Here is a 17,996-nt window from a genome sequence, read left to right on the forward strand (position 1 = left end):
TCCGGAAGTTTTACACATCGGTTGCCGGCCTGTTGCCACTGATTTCCCCGGTGACATGTGATGCGCAAGACATTACGGAGCGTACGGCTTGATTTTGCGACCACTACGTGTGCGGATCGCGCACATCTGCCGCTTGATCTAGCGAAAGGGCAGGTGCCATGCCTGTCGGATGGATGACGGGGGCAGCCGATCAGGGTGCTGTCGATGAACAATTGCGGGATGGAACCCGCGCAGAAGGACCGGACGCCCTTTTCCGACATCGACGGCCTCTCCGCCCAGATGTCGGAAATCGTGCTCGACGCCCTCACCGAGATGGGCCGGCATCCGGAGATCCAGCGGGTTCGCCGCACGGCCTTCGACATGTTGGGCCCGGCGGCCGGTGAGCGGCTGCTCGACGCCGGCTCCGGTAGCGGTGAGGTGGCCCGGCTGCTCGCCGCCCGGGTCGGCCCGGCCGGCGAGGTCCTGGCGGTGGATCACTCGTCGGCGATCACCGCGGCCGCCGTGAGCAGGCATGACGGCAGTGCCGTGAGCTATCTGACCGGCGACGCGGCGGCTCTCGCCATGCCGGACGACCACGTCGACGGGGTGTGGTGCGAGCGGGTTCTGCAACACGTCGACGACGCTGACGCGACGATTCGCGAGCTGGTCCGGGTGACCCGGCCGGGCGGGCGGATCTGCCTGGTCGACACCGACTGGGGTTCGCTGGCCTTCGACGGCATGCCGTCCGGGCTGGGTGAGGTGGTGCTGGCGCACGTGCGCGGCCACTTCACGCCGCGGCAGCACGACATGGGCCGCACGTTGCGCCGCCGGCTGGTCGGGGCCGGCCTCCGCAATGTCGTCGCCGCGCCGGTGACCTGCCTGTTCACCAGTCCGGAGTCGGCCGCCGTGGTGCTGCCGATGGTCAACCCGCGGGTGCCCGAGGAGACCTGGGCGACGCCGCCCGGCCTGCGCGACGAGTGGCTGGCCTGCGTCGACGCGGCCGGGCAGAGTGGCACCTTCCTGGCGGTCCTCACCATCTGGGTGGTGGCCGGCACCAAGGCCTGACAACCGCCCCCGCCGATCTTGACCGCCTCACCACCGATCCCGGTGGCAAAACGGTCAAGATCGCCAAGGCGAGGCGCGCGACGCGAGGCGATGCGCGACGCGAGGCTGGGTCAGACGGGCTGCATGCGGTGCAACAGACGGTCGAGCGGCATGCTGGCGAAACTGATCCGGACGTCGCTGGAGGCGTACGGCAGCCAGAACCGCCCATCGTGCACGAGCCCGCCGCAGGAGTAGAGCACGTTCGGCACGTACCCCTCACGCTCGATCTCGTCCGGATCGATCAGGCCCTGTGGCAGGTCGGCGATCACCCGGGACGGGTCGTCCAGGTCGAGCAGCATGGCGCCGATGGCGTACCGGCGCATCGGCCCGACGCCGTGGGTGAGCACCAGCCACCCGGCCTCGGTCTCGATCGGCGACCCGCAGTTGCCGACCTGGATGAGATCCCAGCCCCGATGCGGTACGAGGGTCGGCCCCACGTGCTGCCACCGATGTTGTTCGTCGCGGACGCTGAGGCCCAGGGTCTCGCCGTCGGACCGGCACAGCGCGTACTTCTTGCCGTTGATGTAGCGCGGGAACATCGCCATGCCCTTGTTGCGGGCGGCCGGGCCGTGCAGCGTGGTGACCTCGAAGTGCCGCAGGTCCCGGGTGAAGATCACCCGCCCGGCGATGTTGAAGCCGTCGTAGGCGGTGTACGTGGCCTGGTACGCCATCCGCCCGTCCGGGTCGAGCACCTGCACGAAGCGGGCGTCCTCCATGCCCCGGGACTCGGTCGGGGTGGACGGCCACAGCACCCGCTGGTGCATCGGGATGGTGGCCGGGAAGGTGACCGCGTAGTCGGCGCCGACGATGCGCCGGATCGCCTCGAGCGCGGTCGGCGTGGTGGGCCGGGCCAGGAGTTCGGCCGGCAGGTGACCGAGGACCTCTTCGAACTCGTGGTCGTCATACCGTTCCGGCAGCGCGGAGAGCACGTACGCGGAGGCCTCGTTGTCGATCTCCTCCTCGGCGAGCGCCGCGCACAGCTGGTGCCGCATGTGTTTGGCGCCGACCCGCTGGCCGATCATCAGCGGCCCGTCGCGGTCCTCCATCCGGATCGCCGCTCCCGGCCCGATGATGGCGCTGCAGAACCCGATCGACGAGATGTGCCCCTCGCCGATCTGGCGCAGGCTGATCGCCACCCGCAGTTCGCCGGGGAGCAGCTCGCTCTGGTCCGGGTGCGGCACCATCGACGGGTTGCAGAGGGCGGCGGCCTCGACCGAGAACTCGTGGCTGAAGTAGGCGCCGATCAGTGTCCGCGCGGCCGGGGAGAGCTCGATCTCGTTGGGCACCCGGTGCTGCACCACCTCGTAGTGGTGCTGGAACACGCCGAGGATGTCGTGGTGCCGCCCGGAGAAGCGGGTCAGCACGTCGTCGAGCAGCGTGTTGATGTCGCCCTCGTCGAGTTGCAGGATCCGCTCGATCAGGCTGGACGCCCGGTTGTGGATGGCGTGGGCGTCCTCGCCGGGGACGAACAGTTTGATCACGACGCGCCGGCCGTCCGGCGCCATGGTGATGTTGTGCCGGGTGATGTCGGTGGTGTTCACCGTTGCTGTCACGCTAGGCCGCCTGAGGGTCGGGTCGCGCCGCGGCTCGCCAGTGTGCGGGCGTGCTGCATCGTCGAGACGAGCGCGAGGGTGGATTCGGCTCCTTGGTTCAGATTAGGACCATTGGCCGTCAATCCGTCATAACATCCGCCAGTCTCAGCGTCGTACATCACCGTTCCGGTGTCGTTGTCCCCGAAGAACCAGGCGATGGCCTGGAAGAGCGAGGCGTCCCAGTGCTCGTCGCCGGTGACCGCGGCGGCGGTGGCGCACGCGTCGGCGGTGGCCGCCGCCTCGATGGGCTGCTGGTCGAACCGGTGCCGGGCGAGGTCCGGAACACCCGGCCGCCAGCCGCCGACCGGGACGGTGGACAGGTGGCCGTCGTGTTCCTGCATGCCGCACAGCCACGTGAGCATCCGCAGCCCGTCGACGAGCAGTGCCTCGTCGCCGAGCAGGTCGCCGGCGGCGATCACCACCTCGGCGAGCGACGGGTTGGCGTAGGTCAGGTTCGGTTCCGGCCACACCCAGTCCGGGTCGGAGCCGGGCACCCCGATCACCGTGGCGGCGTCGCCGAGCAGCTCGGCGACGGCCGGGTCGTACGGCCCGGCGCGCAGCACCTCGGCCGCGCCGAGACCGGCGAACGCCATCGCCCGGGGCCAGCTGGACCGGCGGGCCAGGCCCTGCCGGAACGCGTTCATCGCCTCGCGCCGGATCCATCCGGACGGGCCGCGGGCCGCGGCGGTGCCGAGCCCCCACATGGCCCGCCCCCACCAGTCGCCGAGGGACGGCTCGTCGGTCCACCGGCGCTCGTAGCTCATCCGGTTGCGGAACGCCCCGTCCGGGCTCTGCGCGTGGGTGAGGAACGCCAGGTAGCGCTCGGCGTGCCGGACCAGTTCGGGCCAGGGCCGGGGTTCGCGGGCGGCGACGAGCAGGCCGCGGGACACGTCGTCCACGCAGTAGCCGTGCTCGCGCCGGGCGATCGCGTTGCGGGCGTGTTCGAGCAGCCCGGTGTCGTCGGAGAGCCGGAACACCTGGTCCCAGCGGGGTTCGGGGATGTCGCGCAGGCCGATGGGCGGCGGGATCAGCCGCAGGGTCTGCCCCATGCCTAGGCGGGGATCGTCGCGGCCGCGAGCGGCCGCCGGTCGGCGATGAGACGGGCGATGAGCGACTGGTACCGCGCGGCGACCGCGGGCCAGCGCAGCGTGGGGCCGCCGGCCAGGCCGGCGAGACGTCCGGGCAGGCCGGGCTCGGCGAGCACGTGACGGATGGCGATGGCCATCGCTTCGGGATCCTGATGGGGTACGAGCAGCCCCGGCCCGTCCGCGAGCAGTTCCACCGCGTGCGGGAACTCGGTCGCGACCACCGGGACCCCGGCGGCGACCGCTTCGATGAGGACTCCGGAGGTGACCTGTTCGGTGGAGTCGTAGGGCAGCACGACCGCGTCCGCCGACCGGATCAGGCGGGACAGCCCGGCCGGTTCGAGGTAGACGTCCGACCACTGCACGCAGTCGTCGACACCGAGTTCGGCGGCGAGTTCCTTGAGCGAGTCGCGGTAGACGTCGCCCTGCTGTTCTAGCACCTTGGGGTGGGTGCGTCCGGCGACGGTGTAGAGCGGCCGCGGTGCGATGTCACCGAGGAAGGCGAGCGACCGCAGCGCCCACTCGATGCCCTTGCCCGGCCCGAGCAGTCCCCAGGTGAGCAGGTGCGGCCGGTCGTGGCCCTCGCGGGGGGTGCTGGTGTGGCTGGCGGCGCCGTGCGGGATCACCGTGATCTTGCGGGGGTTCACGTCGTAGTGGGTGGTGAGCCGCTGCCGGGCGGTGTCGGTCATGGTCACCACGGCGTCGGCGGCCGCGGCGATCTGTTCCAGGACGGCTCGCTGGAGCTTGTCGGGGTGCGTGAGGACGGTGTGCAGCACCACGATGGACGGGATCCGCAGGGCCTGCAGGACCGGCAGCACCTCAGCGCCGGCATCTCCGGGGTAGATGCCGTACTCGTGCTGGATGATCGCGGCGTCGAATCGGTTCAGTGCGGTGGCGGCGGCGACCCAGCCTCCGGGCCGGTCGGTGTTCCACGTGTGCACGACCCGCGGCGCGGCCCGGTCGAGCGCGATCCCACCACTGGTGTTGTCGCCGGCGAGCAGCCGCACCACGCCTGAACCACCGGCGCCGCCGGTGAGATGTGTGGCGAGAGCCGCATTGAATGTCGCCAAACCGCATTGAGTGGGGGGATAAGTGCTCAAAAACCCGTATGTCGCGGGCATGACTGGGCCTTTCTCCTCGGCCGGGCTACGAACCCGCAGCACGGACTCAGCGCGCGCGGGCACGGTGCCGTACACCGCGGGTGAGCGGCGGAAAACGGGATACCCAAAAATGGCCCGTTTAACGCGCAATTCACATTGCGACGTTAACAAGATCTAGCTAATCAACTGATGATTTTTCGGTAAATCGCCAAGTACTCGTCGACCATGCGATCGGCCGAGAAGCGTTGCCGAGCGTGGGCGGAGCAGGTCGCCCGATCGATCTCCGCGATCCCCTGCACTGCGGCAACGGCCTCGTCGACGGTGTCCACGAGGCGGCCGGTGACACCCTCGTCGACCACTTCGGGCATCGAGCCTTTCCGGTACGCGATGACCGGAGTGCCGCAGGCCATCGACTCCACCACGGAGAGCCCGAATGGTTCCGCGAACCGGATCGGGTGCAACAGCGCCGCACCGGAACCGAGGATGGTGTCGCGCTCCTCCGGTCCCACCGAACCGAGATAGATGACCCGATCGCCATCGATGAAAGGCTCCACGCGTTCACGGAAATAGTCGGCGTCCTGCACGATTCCGCACATCACCAGCCGCCGCCCGGCACGTCGCGCGATCTCGATCGCGATGTCGGTGCCCTTGTCCGGATGGATGCGCCCGAACAGGATGAGGTCGTCGCCGCCGCCGGCGTGGAACGGCAGCCCGGCCAGGTCGACGCCGTGGTGGACGGTGGCCAGGTAGTCGAGGTCGGGGGAGCGGTCGCTGTCCGAGATCGACACGAAGTGCGACCGGGCCCGCTGGTAGGCCGGCAGGATGTTGCGCCCGGAGAAGCCGTGCACGGTGGTGAGCATCGTGGTGCGGCAGTGTGCCGAGAAGGCCAGCGGCAGCCAGTCCAGGTGATTGTGGATCAGGTCGAACTCGCCGGACCGCTCCAGCGCGTGGCTGACGTGGATCGCCTCCCAGACCCGGCCGTCGATCGCGTCGTTCTCCTCGTAACCGGTCGGGACCACGCCGTCGAGCGCCGCCTTGGTCAGCGAGTCGAGAGTCGCGAAGAGGGTCACGTCGATCCCGCGCTGGACCAGTCCCTCGGCCAGCAGGCTGGTGATCAGCTCCCATGGCCCGTAGTGCCGCGGCGGTGTACGCCACGCGATCGGCCCCAGCATTGCGATCTTCATGACAAACCAGATTTTCCGCCTATAACCACGTGGTCAGTATGCATCGCCGGTGAGCGACGCGTTCTCGTGTTAGAGAAGACGAATGACGGATTCGTGGTGGAAGCAGTCGGTCGTCTACCAGATCTATCCGCGCAGTTTCGCGGACTCCGACGGCGACGGCATGGGCGACCTGCGCGGCATCATCGACCACCTCGACCACCTGGCCGAGCTGGGGGTGGACGTGCTCTGGCTGTCCCCGGTCTACCCGTCCCCACAGGACGACAACGGCTACGACATCAGTGACTACCAGGACATCGAACCCCTCTTCGGCAGCCTGGAGACCTTCGACGAGCTGCTGGCCGGCGCACACGACCGGGGCATGAAGATCATCATGGACCTGGTGGTGAACCACAGCTCCGACGAGCACCAGTGGTTCCTGGAGAGCCGGTCGGCCAAGGACCACCCGAAACGGGACTGGTACTGGTGGCGGCCGGCCCGTCCGGGCATGGAACCGGGCACCCCCGGCGCCGAGCCGACCAACTGGGGCTCGGTCTTCGGCGGCTCGTCCTGGGAGTTCGACGAGACGACCGGCGAGTACTACCTGCATCTGTTCTCCCGGAAACAGCCCGACCTCAACTGGGAGAACCCGGAGGTCCGGCAGGCCGTCTACACGATGATGCGCTGGTGGCTGGACCGGGGCGTGGACGGCTTCCGGATGGACGTCATCAACATGATCTCCAAGGACCTGGCCCTGCCGGACGGACGGCTGAACGCCGGATCCGCCTACGCCGACGGTTCCGCCGCGTTCATCGGCGGTCCCCGCCTGCACGAGTTCCTCCAGGAGATGCACCGGGAGGTCTTCGAGGGGCGCGAGGGTCTGCTGACCGTCGGCGAGATGCCTGGCGTCACGGTCGACGAGGCGATCCTGCACACCGACCCGGAGCGGCGCGAGGTCGACATGGTCTTCCAGTTCGACCACGTCTGGGTGGACCGGGGGCCCGACCCGTGGCGGCTCGTCCCGTTGCAGCTGACTCAGCTCAAGGCGATCCTCGGCCGCTGGCAGGCCGGACTCGCCGAGGCCGGGTGGAACAGCCTCTACTGGAACAACCACGACCAGCCGCGGGTGGTCTCGCGGTACGGCGACGACAGTCCCGCGCACCGGGCCGCCTCGGCCAAGATGCTCGGCACCGTCCTGCATCTGCACCGCGGCACGCCCTACGTCTACCAGGGCGAAGAGCTCGGCATGACGAACTACCCGTTCGGCGGGATCGGCGACTTCCGTGACATCGAGGCGCTGGGTCAGTACCGGCAGGCGGTCGAGCTCGAAGGCCGTACCCCCGAAGAGGTTTTGACCGTTCTGCGGGCGCGCGGCCGGGACAACGCCCGCACACCCATGCAGTGGGACGACTCGCCGCACGGGGGCTTTTCCACCGGGACGCCCTGGCTGCCGGTCAATCCCAACCACCGGGAGATCAACGCGAAGGCGCAGCGCGCCGACCCGGACTCGGTCTTCCACTACTACCGCCGGCTCATCGAGCTACGGAAGACCGAACCCACGGTGGCCGGCGGCGACTTCACCATGCTGCTGCCGGACGACGAGCGTCTGTATGCCTTCACCCGCCGCCTCGGCGGCACCGAACTGCTGGTGATCGGCAACTTCTCCGGCGTCGAGGCGCATGCCGGGATCGACGGCTGGGACGACGCCGAGCTGGTGCTGACCAATCTGGAGGCGCCGAAGGACCTGATCCTGGCGCCGTGGCAGGCGGTGGTCTATCGGCGCTCGGTCTGACGCATCATCGCGCCGAGCGCGGCGAGGGTGACCCGCCGCCCGGCCAGCCGGCTGGCGCCGATCATGACCCGGTTGCGGGCGCCGGTGATCAGGCTGGGCGGCGTGTTGCGCCGGTCCAGTGCCTTGATGGCCAGGTCGACGACGGTGTCGGCGCTCATCCGCGTCGTCCCGCCGTCGGCGCCCTGGCCGGCCACGTCGAAGAACTCGGTCGCGGTGGCACCCGGCGACAGAGCCATCACCTTGAGCCCCGTGCCGCGTGACTCGGCCCAGAGCGCCTCGGTGAAGTTGAGCACGAACGCCTTGGTCGCCGCGTAGACCGCCAGCGTCGGGCTCGGCTGGTAACCGGCGATGCTCGCCACGTTGACCAGCACCCCGCCGCCGTGTGCCCGGAGCTGCTCGATGAACGCGCGGCTGATCTCGGTCAGGCTCGTCACGTTGAGCGTGATCTCGTCGGTGATCCGCTGCGGGTCGGCCTCGTGGAACAGGCTGTGCGTGCCGAACCCGGCGTTGTTGATCAGGCTGGTCACGGTGAGGCCGCTCTCGGCCACCGCGGCGGCGAGTTTCGCCCCCGCGCCCGGCTGGGCCAGGTCCATGCCGATCGTCGTGACGGTCACGCCGGGCAGCTCGGCGGCCAGCGCGTCCAGCCGGTCGGTGCGCCGGGCGACGAGCACCAGGTCGGAGCCGCGGGCGGCCAGGCGGCGGGCGAAGAGGGCACCGAGCCCGGAGCTCGCGCCGGTGATCAGGGTGGTCTGGTTACGAAAGTCGACGGCCATGGTTGTCACGCTATGCCGATCTGGCACTCAGTGTCAATCGGGCATGGCGTGTTAGGGTGGCGGCATGTCGTCGCTCTGGTCCCGGACCCGCAACGCCGTCTACGGCGAGATCACCCGGACCGCGATGGAGCTCTTCCTCACCCGCGGCTTCGACGCCACCACCATCGACGACATCGCCGCCGCGGCGGGCATCTCCCGGCGCTCGTTCTTCCGCTATTTCGGCACCAAGGAGGACGTCGTCCTCGGCGACCTCATCGCCAGCGGCGACCTCATCCGGCAGGCGCTGGAGGCCCGGCCGGACGGTGAGGACGCGTGGACGGCGCTGTGCAACGCGCTGCACAGCGTCAAGGACACCGCCTACGACGACGAGACGATGCTCAAGATCTTCCGGATGGTCCACGAGACGCCCTCGCTGCGTGCCCGCAGCATCGAGAAACACCTCCAATGGCAGGCGCTGCTCACCCCCGAGGTCCGGCGGCGGCTGGGCGCGGATCCCGCGGACCCCTTGGACGTACGGGCGGACGCGCTCGTCGCGACGGTCATCACCTGCCTCGACGTCGCCGGAGAGGCATGGACCCGGGCCGGCGGTCAGGTCCCTCTCGAGTCCCTGTTCGACGCCGCGGCCGCCGCCGTCCGCCGCTGAGTCACCGTCGTCAGGCCCGCAGGCTGCCGGGGGAGACGCCGAAGGCACGTTTGAAGGCGCGGCCGAAAGCGGCCTCCGACTGGTAACCGAACCGGTGCGCGACCGCGGAGAGCGGCTCGGTGGTGGAGCGCAGGTGAGTCCGGGCCGACTGCATCCGCCAGTCCGCCAGGTAACGCATGGCGGGCTCGCCGACCAGGGCGGTGAACCGCTCGGCGAACGCGGACCGGGACATCCCCGCCTCGCGGGCCAATGACACCAGGCCCCAGTCCCGCCCGGGGGAGCGGTGGATGGCGGCGAGCGCCCGGCCCACCTGCTCGTCGCGCAGCGCCGCCAGCCACCCCTGCCGGGCCTCCGGCGCACCGGCCAGCCAGGCCCGGATCGCCTGGACCACCAGCACGTCGGCGAGCCGGGTCAGCACCGTCTCCCCGCCGGGGCGCAGCTCCTGGGCCTCCCGCGCGATCAGTCGGAGCGTGCTGTTCAGCCAGCCGGCGTCGTCGGCGTCCCACCCGTCCATGTGCAGGACCGGCGGCAGCTGCCGGGCCAGCCGGTCGCCGGCCGCGTTGTCGAACCGCAGCACCCCGTAGGTGACCTGGGTCAGCTCGCCACCACCGCCGTGGCGCAGCAGCTCGTAGCAGTCGCTGAGCATCTCCACCGGCAGCTCGAACAGCGGGTCGGCGGGCACGTCCGGTCCGCTGCGGAAGACGTGCGGGGTGCCGTGCGGCAGCAGGGTGAGGCTGCCGGCGGCCAGGTGCAGCGGCTCGCTCCCGTCGATCTCCAGGCGGCAGGAACCGGCGGTCACCACGACCAGGGCGAGACAGCCCTCCAGCTCGGGCACCGCGATGCCCCAGGGGGCGGTGAGGTCGGTGCGGCAATACAGCGTGCCGCTGAGCCGTAGCTGGTGCAGCGCTTCCCCGAGTGGATCCGTCACCCCGCCATCATATGCAGATAATCCTCGAAGCTGGACGATCTGCATTGAGAAGCGGACTGCAAATGATTGAGCGTCCGATACGACGGCGGGAGCATGGAGCCACAGCAGACAACGTGAATGGGGGAAGACATGATTCTCGTGACCGGGGCCACCGGGAAGACCGGACGCCGCGTCGTCGACAGGCTCACCGCGGCCGGGCTCGCACACCGGGCGGTCGGCCGGAGCAGTGAGCCGCCGTTCGCCTGGGAGCGGCCGGAGACCTGGCCCGCCGTGCTGGCGGGGGCGGGGGCGGCGTACATCGTGCATCCCGAACTGGCCGCGACCGGCGCACCCGCGGTGATCGAGGAGTTCGCCGCCGCCGCGTCGGCCGCCGGCGTGCGGCGCCTGGTCCTGCTCTCGGGTCGCGGCGAGACGAACGCCGAGCTCTCCGAGCGCGCCGTCCAGGGCTCGGGGCTGGTGCACACCGTGGTGCGGGCCAGCTGGTTCGCGCAGAACTACACCGAGGGGCTGCTGCACCCGGGCCCCGGCGGCGGGGCGTTCGCGCTGCCGGCCGGTGGGGTGCGGGAGCCGGTCGTGGACGCCGAGGACATCGCCGACGTCGTGATGGCCGCGCTCACCGATCCGCGGCACGACGGGCGGCTCTACGACGTGACCGGGTCGCGGCCGCTCACCTTCGACGAGATGGCCGGGGAGATCAGCCGCGCCGCCGGGCGGCCGGTCCGGTACGCGCCGGTCGGGCTCGACGAGTTCCCGGAGCTGCTGACGCCGCACGTCGGGCCGGACCAGGCGGAGATGTTCGTGCAGCTCTGTGCCGAGGTCTTCGACGGGCGCAACGAGAAGGCCGGCGACGGGGTCCAGGAGGCCCTGGGCCGCGAGCCGCGGGACTTCACGGCGTTCTGCCGCGACGCCGCCGCGACGGGGGTGTGGTCGTGGTGACCACGCGGACGCGACCGGTCGCGGCCCGGACGGCGCTGCCGCAACGGGCCGTGCTGACGGTCGCCGGGCTGGTGATCGTCCTGATCGGCGGGGCGAGCCTGCTGGCGCCCGTGTGGTTCCGCGAGGTCAACGGCATCCGGATGGAGGCCGGCGCGGCCCTGCTCAGTGAGACCCGGGCGGCCGGCGCCCTGCTGCTCGCCGCCGGTGTGACGGTGCTGCTCGGCGCCTTCGTACCCCGGCTCGCGCGGATGGCGGCGGCCGTCGGGGCGGTCGGCTATCTCGCGACCGCCCTGGCCCGGCTGGTGAGCCTGGTCGCCGACGGCTCACCGGGCGGCGGGCTGCTCGTCGCCGGCGTGGTGGAGCTGGCGCTCGGCCTGGCGTGCCTGCACCTGCTCCGCCCACCCCGCTGACGCCCGATCCCCGGTGCCCGATCGGCGTCAGCCGGCCGGGCACGGGGTAAGGCGGAGACATGACCAGTCATGTGATGCGCGGTGGGCAGCGGTCGATGTCGCAGTGGTGGGCGCTGGCCGGATTCGGGGCGGCGGTGGCGGCGGCCGCCCTGCTCGGCGGGCTCGGTGTGGCCGGCACCGCCGGGGAGTACCAGAGTCTGCGGCAGCCGGAGTGGGCGCCGCCGTCAGCCGTCTTCGGGCCGGTCTGGACGGTCCTCTACGCGATGATCGCGGTCAGCGGCTGGCTGGTCTGGCGGCGTACCGGGTGGTCGCCGGCGCTCAACTGGTATGCGGCGCAGCTGGTGCTGAACGCGATCTGGACGCCGATCTTCTTCGGGTTCGGGCGATACGGGCTCGCGCTGGCCGACATCGTGGTTCTCTGGGTACTGATCGGTGTCACGGTGTGGAAGTTCCGGCCGATCTCCCGGACCGCGGCGGGCCTGCTGCTGCCGTACTGGGCCTGGGTCACCTTCGCGACCGCCCTGAACGCCGCGATCTGGCAGATGAACCAATAATCTGAACTTTTTTCACAGAACTCCCCACCTGTCACGCCGGTAACCGGCAGGGTGGCTTGTGGTCGCCGGGGCATCCGAAATGACCCCTTTATGCCGGCGGCCGGGGAGTTCACATGCGCCGCACTCGGCTCACCGCACGCCTTGCCGCCGCCACTCCGGCGATCGCCGTCGCGATCGCCGGAGCCAGTGTCGCCCTGCGACCGCCGGTCCCACCGGCCCGGACGGCGGGCGCCGAGCCCGTCCTCCAGACGTTCGCCCTGGCCGAGCCCGGGATGCGCCTGGTGGCGGCCCGGTCCCCGGTCGTGCCGCGCACTGCTGAGCTGGCCCGGCGGGCCACCGCGCCGTTCAGCCTGGTCGGCGTCACCTGGGCGGATCCGCGATCCGCGCCGCAGGGCGCCATCGAGGTACGGACCAGGCACCTCACCACCGGGGCCTGGTCGTCCTGGCAGCTCCTGGAGACCGACAACCCGGACGCCTCAGCCGGCGGCCCGGGCGTGCGCGGCAGCAGCGACCCGCTCTGGGTCGGCCCGTCCGACGGGGTCCAGGCCCGGGTCATCGCCCCCGGCGGCGATGAGCTGCCGGCCGGCCTCCGCGTCGACCTGATCAACCCGGACGCCCGGGAGACCGCACCGATCCCGGTGAAGAGGCCGGCCCCCGCGATGAGGCCGGCCGCGGAGGTGAACAACGCCGGCGAGGTACCGGTCGTCCTGCCGGTACGGCCGGTCCCTCGCCTGGTCACCAGGACCGGCTGGGGTGCCGACGAGTCGATCGTCAAGGAGCCGCCGGAGTACACCGGCTCGGTGCACATCGTGTTCGTGCACCACACCGCCTCCGGCAACGGCTACGACTGCGCGGACTCGGCGAGCATCGTCCGCGGCATCGAGCGCTTCCACGTGAAGAGCAAGGGCTGGAACGACATCGGCTACAACTTCCTGGTCGACAAGTGCGGGCGGATCTTCGAGGGGCGTGGGGGCGGCGTGCACCGGTCCGTGCTGGGCGCGCACACGCTCGGGTTCAACGCCAACGCCAGCGCCGTCGCGGTGATCGGCGACTATCGGTCGGCTCCGATCCCGGCGGCGGCGCGGGCGTCGGTGGCGCAACTGGCCGCGTACAAGCTGGGGGCCTGGAGCAACCCGCCGCTCGGCAAGGTCGGCCTGGTCTCCGGCGGCAGCGACCGCTACCCGGCCGGGCAGACGGCGCTGCTGAACCGGATCGCCGGGCATCGCGACACCGGCCGGACCGAGTGCCCGGGCAACGCCCTGTACGCGCAGCTCCCGGCGATCCGGACGACGGCCGGCGCGGCCCCGGCCGGGTTGCGGTACCGCGGGGTCAACGGTGCCACGGCGTACGGCGGGAAGTACTACACCAGGAGCGCGGCCGGACCGGCGTGGGACCTGTCGACGCCGACCCGCATGATGGACCGCTTCGAGGTGTGGGCCGACGGCCGGCTGTCGGCGGCCGCACCGAGTGGGCACCGGCAGGCCGCGGTGCGGCTCGAACCGGGCGAGCACAAGGTCACCGTCCGGGCCGTCCACCTGTCCGGGAAGATCGCCGAGACCAGTACCGCCGTGGTCGTCGACCCGGTGGCACCGGAGTTCAGCGAGCCGCCGCTGGTGGCGCTGCGCGAGGGCACGGTCGGGGTGTCGGTGCCGGTGCGTGTCGGCTGGACGGCCACCGACACGTCCGGCCTGAAATCGGTACGGGTGCGCGGCGCGGCCTCGGAGAACCTGTCCGGTGGCACCCGGCAGTACGCCGGCACGGCCCGGCTGGGTGACCCGGCGACCTGGGCGGTCACGGCCACCGATCGCGCCGGGAACGTGGCGAGCGCCGCGGTCACCCGTACCCCCGTGTTGTTGACCGAGGCCGAGGCGACGCGGACCGGCACCTGGCGGGCGATGCGGGACCAGGGGCTCCTCGGCGGTGAGGCCCTCGCCGCGTCGGCCGCCGGAGCGTCGCTGACCTGGACCTTCACCGGAAGCTCGGCCGCTGTCGTGGCCGGCCGGACGGCGGCCTCGGGCCGGGTGCGGATCTACGTGGACGAGGAGTTCCAGGGGATCGTCGACCTGCGGTCCGCGGACGCCGGGAACGGGCGGGCGGTGTGGGCGCGGTCGTGGCGCACCAGCGGCACGCACACCGTCCGGGTGCAGGCCGAGGGCACCACGGGACGGCCGTCGGTGGTGCTGGACGGGCTGGTCTACCTGCGTTGACCGGTCAACGCCGGATAGTCCCGAAGGGTGATCGCGTCGGCCTTGTCGAACTGCATCTCGGCGATCTGCCTGGACGGCCACCGGGTCATCATCCGGGCCATCAGGATGCGTGCCCCGATCATCGCGCGGGAGCGGGGTGCGGCCATCCGCATCCCGCCCGGCGGCAGCTGGATGCCGGCCGCGACGTAGTCGGCCATCTCCCGCTGGTAGGCCGCGAACGCCCGCTCCGGGTCGCCGGCACCGGCCAGCTCCCCGGCGAGCACGTAGGCGCCGACCAGGCTCATGCTGGTGCCCATCCCGGCCAGCGGTGACCCGCAGTAACCGGCATCGCCGATCAGCGCCACCCGGCCGCGCCACCACCGGTCCACCCGGACCTGGTTGAGCGAGTCGCAGTAGAAGTCGGGCGCCGCCGGCATCGCGGCCAGCAGCTCCGGGACCCGCCAGCCGACGCCGGCGAGCTTCCCGGCGATCACCCGCTCGGCCTCGGCCCGGGGCAGCCGGTCGAAATCGGGCGACGGGTGCAGGAACGACAGGCCCGCCTTCGCCGTGCCGCCGTTCTCCGGCCGCAGGTAGGCACCCCGCCCACCGGTCGCGGTGTGCATCAGCAGCCAGTGGTCCAGGTCGCCGGGATCGCCGACGGTGAAATACGCCGTGTAGCCGCCGAGATAGCGCACGAACCGCTCGTCCGGCCCGAACACCAGCCGCCGGGTGCTGGAGTGCACCCCGTCGGCACCGACGATCACGTCGAACCGCTCGGTGCCGCCGCTCGCGAACCTCACCGCGCCGTCGTCGACAGCGGTGATCCGGTCGCCGAACCGGTAGTCGGCCCCCGACGCCGCCTCCAGGAGGATCTCGGCCAGGTCGCCGCGCGCGATCTCGATCTCGGCGACGATGCCCTCACCGCCGAACGCCGTGGCCGGCACCGCGGCGAGCCGGCGTCCGGACGAGCTGACCAGGGCGAATCCCCGCTCGTCGACCTGCCGCGCACGGATCCGCTCGCGCAGGCCCATCCGCTCCACGACGGTACGGGCCACCCCGCGCACGTCGATCGCGTGCCCGCCCGGCCGCGGCGCCGCACTCCGCTCCACCACTGTCACGTCGGCGCCGGCCCGGTGCAGCCAGAACGCCAGAGCCGGCCCGGCGATCCCGGCACCGGAAATCAGAACCCGCATGTCCCCGCCTCCTTGCGTACTCTGTACATCGATGTACTAGAGGCTAGAAGTGGCTTGGAGAAGAAGCGAACCGCACTAGTACGGGAAGGCCGGTGTACTACCGTGGACGCGCCATACCGCCGGATCGTCGCCGACATCCGGCACCGCATCGAGAGCGGCGAGCTGCGCCCCGGCGACCGGGTCCCCTCGGCCCGCGCCATCACCGCCGAGTGGGGCGTCGCCATCGCCACCGCCACCAAGGCCCACGCGGCACTGCGCGACGAGGGCCTGACCGTGGCGCGCCCCGGCGTCGGCACGGTGGTGGCCGGTCCCGCCCCGCCCCGGGAGACCGACCTGAGCCGCGAGCGGATCGTCGCCGAGGCGGTCGCCGTCGCCGAGCGGGACGGCATGGCCGAGCTGTCCATGCGCCGCATCGCGACCGGGCTGAACGTCTCGACCATGTCCCTCTACCGGCACGTGCCGAGCCGGGACGAGCTGATCCAGGCCATGATCGACTCGGCGCTGGGTGAGTTGCGGGTGCCGCCGCGCTACACCGGCGACTGGCGGGCCGACCTTGACCGGTGCGCCCGTGCCCTGTGGGAGATCTTCCAGCGGCACCCGTGGCTGGGCCCGTCGATGTCGATGACCCGGCCCCAGCCGGTGCCGAACGCGCTGCGTCTCGGTGAGTGGATCATGGGTGCGCTGAGCCCGACCGGCATCGGCGTCACCGACCGGTTGATGGTCCAGGTGCTGCTCTTCAGCTTCGTCCGCGGCGTGGCGAGCGGGCTCGAACCCGAGGCGGAGGCCGTGCGGGACACCGGGATGACCGACGAGCAGTGGATGGACCACCAGGCCGCCGCCTTCGCCGCGTTCACCGCCCGGCATCCCGCGCCGCACTACGAGCAGTTGTTCCGGGGCGAGCTCGACTTCGAGTTCGATCTGCACATCCTGTTCGAGTTCGGGCTGGCCCGCTTCCTCGACGGGCTGGAGGTGTGGATCAACCGCTGATCCGTGGATCAATCGCTGATCGTCAGGACCACCTTGCCGCGGCCGTGCCGGGACTCGACCGCCGCGTGCGCCTCCCCGATCGCCTCGAACGGGTAGACCCGGACCGGCATCACCACCGACCCGGCCGCGGCCAGCGCGATCACCCCGGCCAGCCGTTCCGGGGACCGGCCGGCCCGGACCACCGCGGCACCGTGCTCGGCGGCGGCCCGGTCGTCGACGATCGTGCCGACCCGCTCCGGCGCGACCCCCAGAGCGATCGACTGTGCGATCGCCGCACCACCGGCGGCGTCCAGCGAGACGGTCGGCTTCAGGCCGGTGGCGGTCACCGCCGCGATCAATTCCTCGCCGTACGGGACAGCGACCGCCCCCAACCGCCGGAGGTGGCCGTGGTTGCTCTCGCTCGCCGTACCGATCACGGTCGCCCCCGCGAGGCGCGCCAGCTGGATCGCCACCGTGCCGACACTGCCGGCGCCGGCGTGCACCAGCAGCACGTCGTCAGCGGACACCCCCAGCTCCAGCAGCGCACCGCTCGCCGTCTGGGCGGCCGCGACCAGCCCCGCCGCGGTGGCGAAGTCGAGGCTGTCCGGTTTGGCGACCACGTTCGCCGCCGGGACCGTCAGCAGCTCGGCCGTCGCGTTCAGCATCGTCGAACCGAGAACCGCGTCGCCCGGCGCCAGACCGTCGACCCCCTCGCCGACGGCTTCGACGACCCCGGCGTACTCCTGCCCGCTCTGCTGGGGGAACTTCGCCCGTACCCACGGCATGGTGCCGCGCCGCACCGCCACATCGAACGGCTGGACACCGGCGGCCCGCACCCGCACCAGCACCTCGCCCGGCCCGGGCACCGGATCGGGCAGCTCGGCGATCCGCAGCACCGCGGGCGACCCGTACTCGTCGAACACAGCAGCTCTCATGCCCGGAGTCTGCAAGCTGAATGAAGGTTGAGGTCAACCCCCGGTCATCGGTGCGGTGGTCGTCCGGGGGTGTGGTTGTCAGACCGCTCGTCGTGCGGCTCGATACGGTAAGCGGGTGTCTCAGATCCCGTGGTGGGGACTGCCCCTGGTGGCTGTCGTGTTCGCGCTGGCCGGTGCCGCGGCGGCGCAGCTCGTCTTCGCACGTAACAACGTTCTGCTGAACCGGACACGCCGGGACCGGCAGTGGTATGACGAACGCAAGGACGCCTACGTCCGGTTGCTGGCGGCTTTCGAGCATGCGACGCACCGGCTGCGGGCCAGCTTCGACGCGGGGGAGAAACCGCCGTCGGCGCTGGTCTACGTCGACCAGATCGGCCCCGCGCTGATGCCGGTGCGCCTGCTCGCCTCCGGGCCGGTGCGGAGTGCGGCTCTGGCCGTACATCTGCAGCTGGAACGTCTGCACGGGGAGATGAATCCCGCTGGAGTGGTCGGGGTGCAGCCGCAGACCCACTTCCGGGAGTTGCTGGCGCAGGTGCCGCTGGTGATGCAGCAGTTGGAGGCGGCGATCCGTGAGGAGCTGGGGATCGTGGACACGCCACCGGCGGTGCCGTCGCTGAACGGGCGGGCCAGCTGACCCCTTTCTGCAAACGTTTGCATCGG

The 17,996-nt window shown here is 71.3% G+C and carries 17 protein-coding genes; 9 read left to right on the forward strand and 8 right to left on the reverse strand.

Annotated elements, in window-relative coordinates; genetic code table 11:
* Window positions 1–219: 219 nt before the first annotated feature.
* Window positions 220–1,044, forward strand: a complete 825-nt coding sequence (locus ACFO0C_RS06465) for a methyltransferase domain-containing protein (RefSeq protein WP_378065615.1) — start codon at window positions 220–222, stop codon at window positions 1,042–1,044.
* 110 nt (window positions 1,045–1,154) lie between these two features.
* On the opposite strand, the gene ACFO0C_RS06470 is transcribed toward ACFO0C_RS06465, so the two are convergent.
* The 4 genes from ACFO0C_RS06470 to ACFO0C_RS06485 form a co-directional block, all read right to left on the reverse strand.
* On the reverse strand, window positions 1,155–2,636 hold the full coding sequence (locus tag ACFO0C_RS06470; protein ID WP_378065616.1) for a glycoside hydrolase family 130 protein: 1,482 nt from the start codon (window positions 2,634–2,636) through the stop codon (window positions 1,155–1,157).
* The gene (locus ACFO0C_RS06475; RefSeq protein WP_378065617.1) at window positions 2,633–3,724 is read right to left on the reverse strand and encodes a glycosyltransferase; all 1,092 of its coding nucleotides are present in this window, start codon (window positions 3,722–3,724) and stop codon (window positions 2,633–2,635) included. Before ACFO0C_RS06475 ends, ACFO0C_RS06470 begins: the two co-directional genes overlap by 4 nt.
* A 2-nt stretch (window positions 3,725–3,726) precedes the next feature.
* Window positions 3,727–4,881: a glycosyltransferase gene (locus tag ACFO0C_RS06480; RefSeq protein ID WP_378065618.1), complete on the reverse strand. Its 1,155-nt coding sequence runs from the start codon at window positions 4,879–4,881 to the stop codon at window positions 3,727–3,729.
* Between the two features lie 161 nt (window positions 4,882–5,042).
* Entirely contained in the window at window positions 5,043–6,044 is a 1,002-nt protein-coding gene (locus ACFO0C_RS06485) for a glycosyltransferase family 4 protein (protein WP_378065619.1), read from the reverse strand.
* Between the two features lie 82 nt (window positions 6,045–6,126).
* Between ACFO0C_RS06485 and ACFO0C_RS06490 the strand changes: the two genes are divergently transcribed.
* Complete coding sequence (locus ACFO0C_RS06490; protein ID WP_378065620.1) at window positions 6,127–7,812, forward strand: glycoside hydrolase family 13 protein; 1,686 nt, start codon at window positions 6,127–6,129, stop codon at window positions 7,810–7,812.
* Here the strand turns inward: ACFO0C_RS06490 and ACFO0C_RS06495 are convergent.
* A complete protein-coding gene (locus ACFO0C_RS06495) occupies window positions 7,794–8,585 on the reverse strand; it encodes an SDR family NAD(P)-dependent oxidoreductase (RefSeq protein WP_378065621.1) in 792 nt (263 codons plus the stop codon). The genes ACFO0C_RS06490 and ACFO0C_RS06495 overlap by 19 nt on opposite strands.
* A gap of 64 nt (window positions 8,586–8,649) precedes the next feature.
* On the opposite strand from ACFO0C_RS06495, the gene ACFO0C_RS06500 reads away from it, so the two are divergent.
* On the forward strand, window positions 8,650–9,228 hold the full coding sequence (locus ACFO0C_RS06500; protein ID WP_378065622.1) for a TetR family transcriptional regulator: 579 nt from the start codon (window positions 8,650–8,652) through the stop codon (window positions 9,226–9,228).
* A 10-nt stretch (window positions 9,229–9,238) separates the two neighbouring features.
* Here the strand turns inward: ACFO0C_RS06500 and ACFO0C_RS06505 are convergent, their stop codons facing one another.
* Entirely contained in the window at window positions 9,239–10,156 is a 918-nt protein-coding gene (locus ACFO0C_RS06505; RefSeq protein WP_378065623.1) for an AraC family transcriptional regulator, read from the reverse strand.
* Window positions 10,157–10,285: 129 nt separating this feature from the next.
* Between ACFO0C_RS06505 and ACFO0C_RS06510 the strand changes: the two genes are divergently transcribed.
* The 4 genes from ACFO0C_RS06510 (at window position 10,286) to ACFO0C_RS06525 (ending at window position 14,263) form a co-directional block, all read left to right on the forward strand.
* Window positions 10,286–11,092, forward strand: coding sequence for an NmrA family NAD(P)-binding protein (locus tag ACFO0C_RS06510; RefSeq protein ID WP_378065624.1), 807 nt, complete (start codon window positions 10,286–10,288; stop codon window positions 11,090–11,092).
* Window positions 11,089–11,502 carry a DUF4345 domain-containing protein gene (locus ACFO0C_RS06515; protein ID WP_378065625.1) on the forward strand — a complete coding sequence of 138 codons (414 nt, stop codon included), beginning with the start codon at window positions 11,089–11,091 and terminating at the stop codon, window positions 11,500–11,502. Before ACFO0C_RS06510 ends, ACFO0C_RS06515 begins: the two co-directional genes overlap by 4 nt.
* 59 nt (window positions 11,503–11,561) lie before the next feature.
* On the forward strand, window positions 11,562–12,056 hold the full coding sequence (locus ACFO0C_RS06520) for a TspO/MBR family protein (RefSeq protein ID WP_378065626.1): 495 nt from the start codon (window positions 11,562–11,564) through the stop codon (window positions 12,054–12,056).
* A gap of 113 nt (window positions 12,057–12,169) precedes the next feature.
* On the forward strand, window positions 12,170–14,263 hold the full coding sequence (locus ACFO0C_RS06525; protein ID WP_378065627.1) for a peptidoglycan recognition protein family protein: 2,094 nt from the start codon (window positions 12,170–12,172) through the stop codon (window positions 14,261–14,263).
* On the opposite strand, the gene ACFO0C_RS06530 is transcribed toward ACFO0C_RS06525, so the two are convergent.
* Window positions 14,251–15,435: an FAD-dependent monooxygenase gene (locus ACFO0C_RS06530; RefSeq protein ID WP_378065628.1), complete on the reverse strand. Its 1,185-nt coding sequence runs from the start codon at window positions 15,433–15,435 to the stop codon at window positions 14,251–14,253. The two genes, ACFO0C_RS06525 and ACFO0C_RS06530, sit on opposite strands and share 13 nt — an antisense overlap.
* Window positions 15,436–15,537: 102 nt before the next feature.
* On the opposite strand from ACFO0C_RS06530, the gene ACFO0C_RS06535 reads away from it, so the two are divergent.
* A complete protein-coding gene (locus ACFO0C_RS06535) occupies window positions 15,538–16,422 on the forward strand; it encodes a GntR family transcriptional regulator (protein WP_378065629.1) in 885 nt (294 codons plus the stop codon).
* Window positions 16,423–16,430: 8 nt separating this feature from the next.
* Here the strand turns inward: ACFO0C_RS06535 and ACFO0C_RS06540 are convergent, their stop codons facing one another.
* On the reverse strand, window positions 16,431–17,336 hold the full coding sequence (locus ACFO0C_RS06540; protein WP_378065630.1) for an NADP-dependent oxidoreductase: 906 nt from the start codon (window positions 17,334–17,336) through the stop codon (window positions 16,431–16,433).
* A gap of 115 nt (window positions 17,337–17,451) precedes the next feature.
* Between ACFO0C_RS06540 and ACFO0C_RS06545 the strand changes: the two genes are divergently transcribed.
* On the forward strand, window positions 17,452–17,970 hold the full coding sequence (locus tag ACFO0C_RS06545; RefSeq protein WP_378065631.1) for a hypothetical protein: 519 nt from the start codon (window positions 17,452–17,454) through the stop codon (window positions 17,968–17,970).
* Window positions 17,971–17,996: the final 26 nt, after the last annotated feature.

Origin of the sequence: Actinoplanes subglobosus (genome assembly GCF_042650585.1) — a bacterium.
GTDB classification, from domain to species: Bacteria; Actinomycetota; Actinomycetes; order Mycobacteriales; family Micromonosporaceae; genus Actinoplanes; species Actinoplanes subglobosus.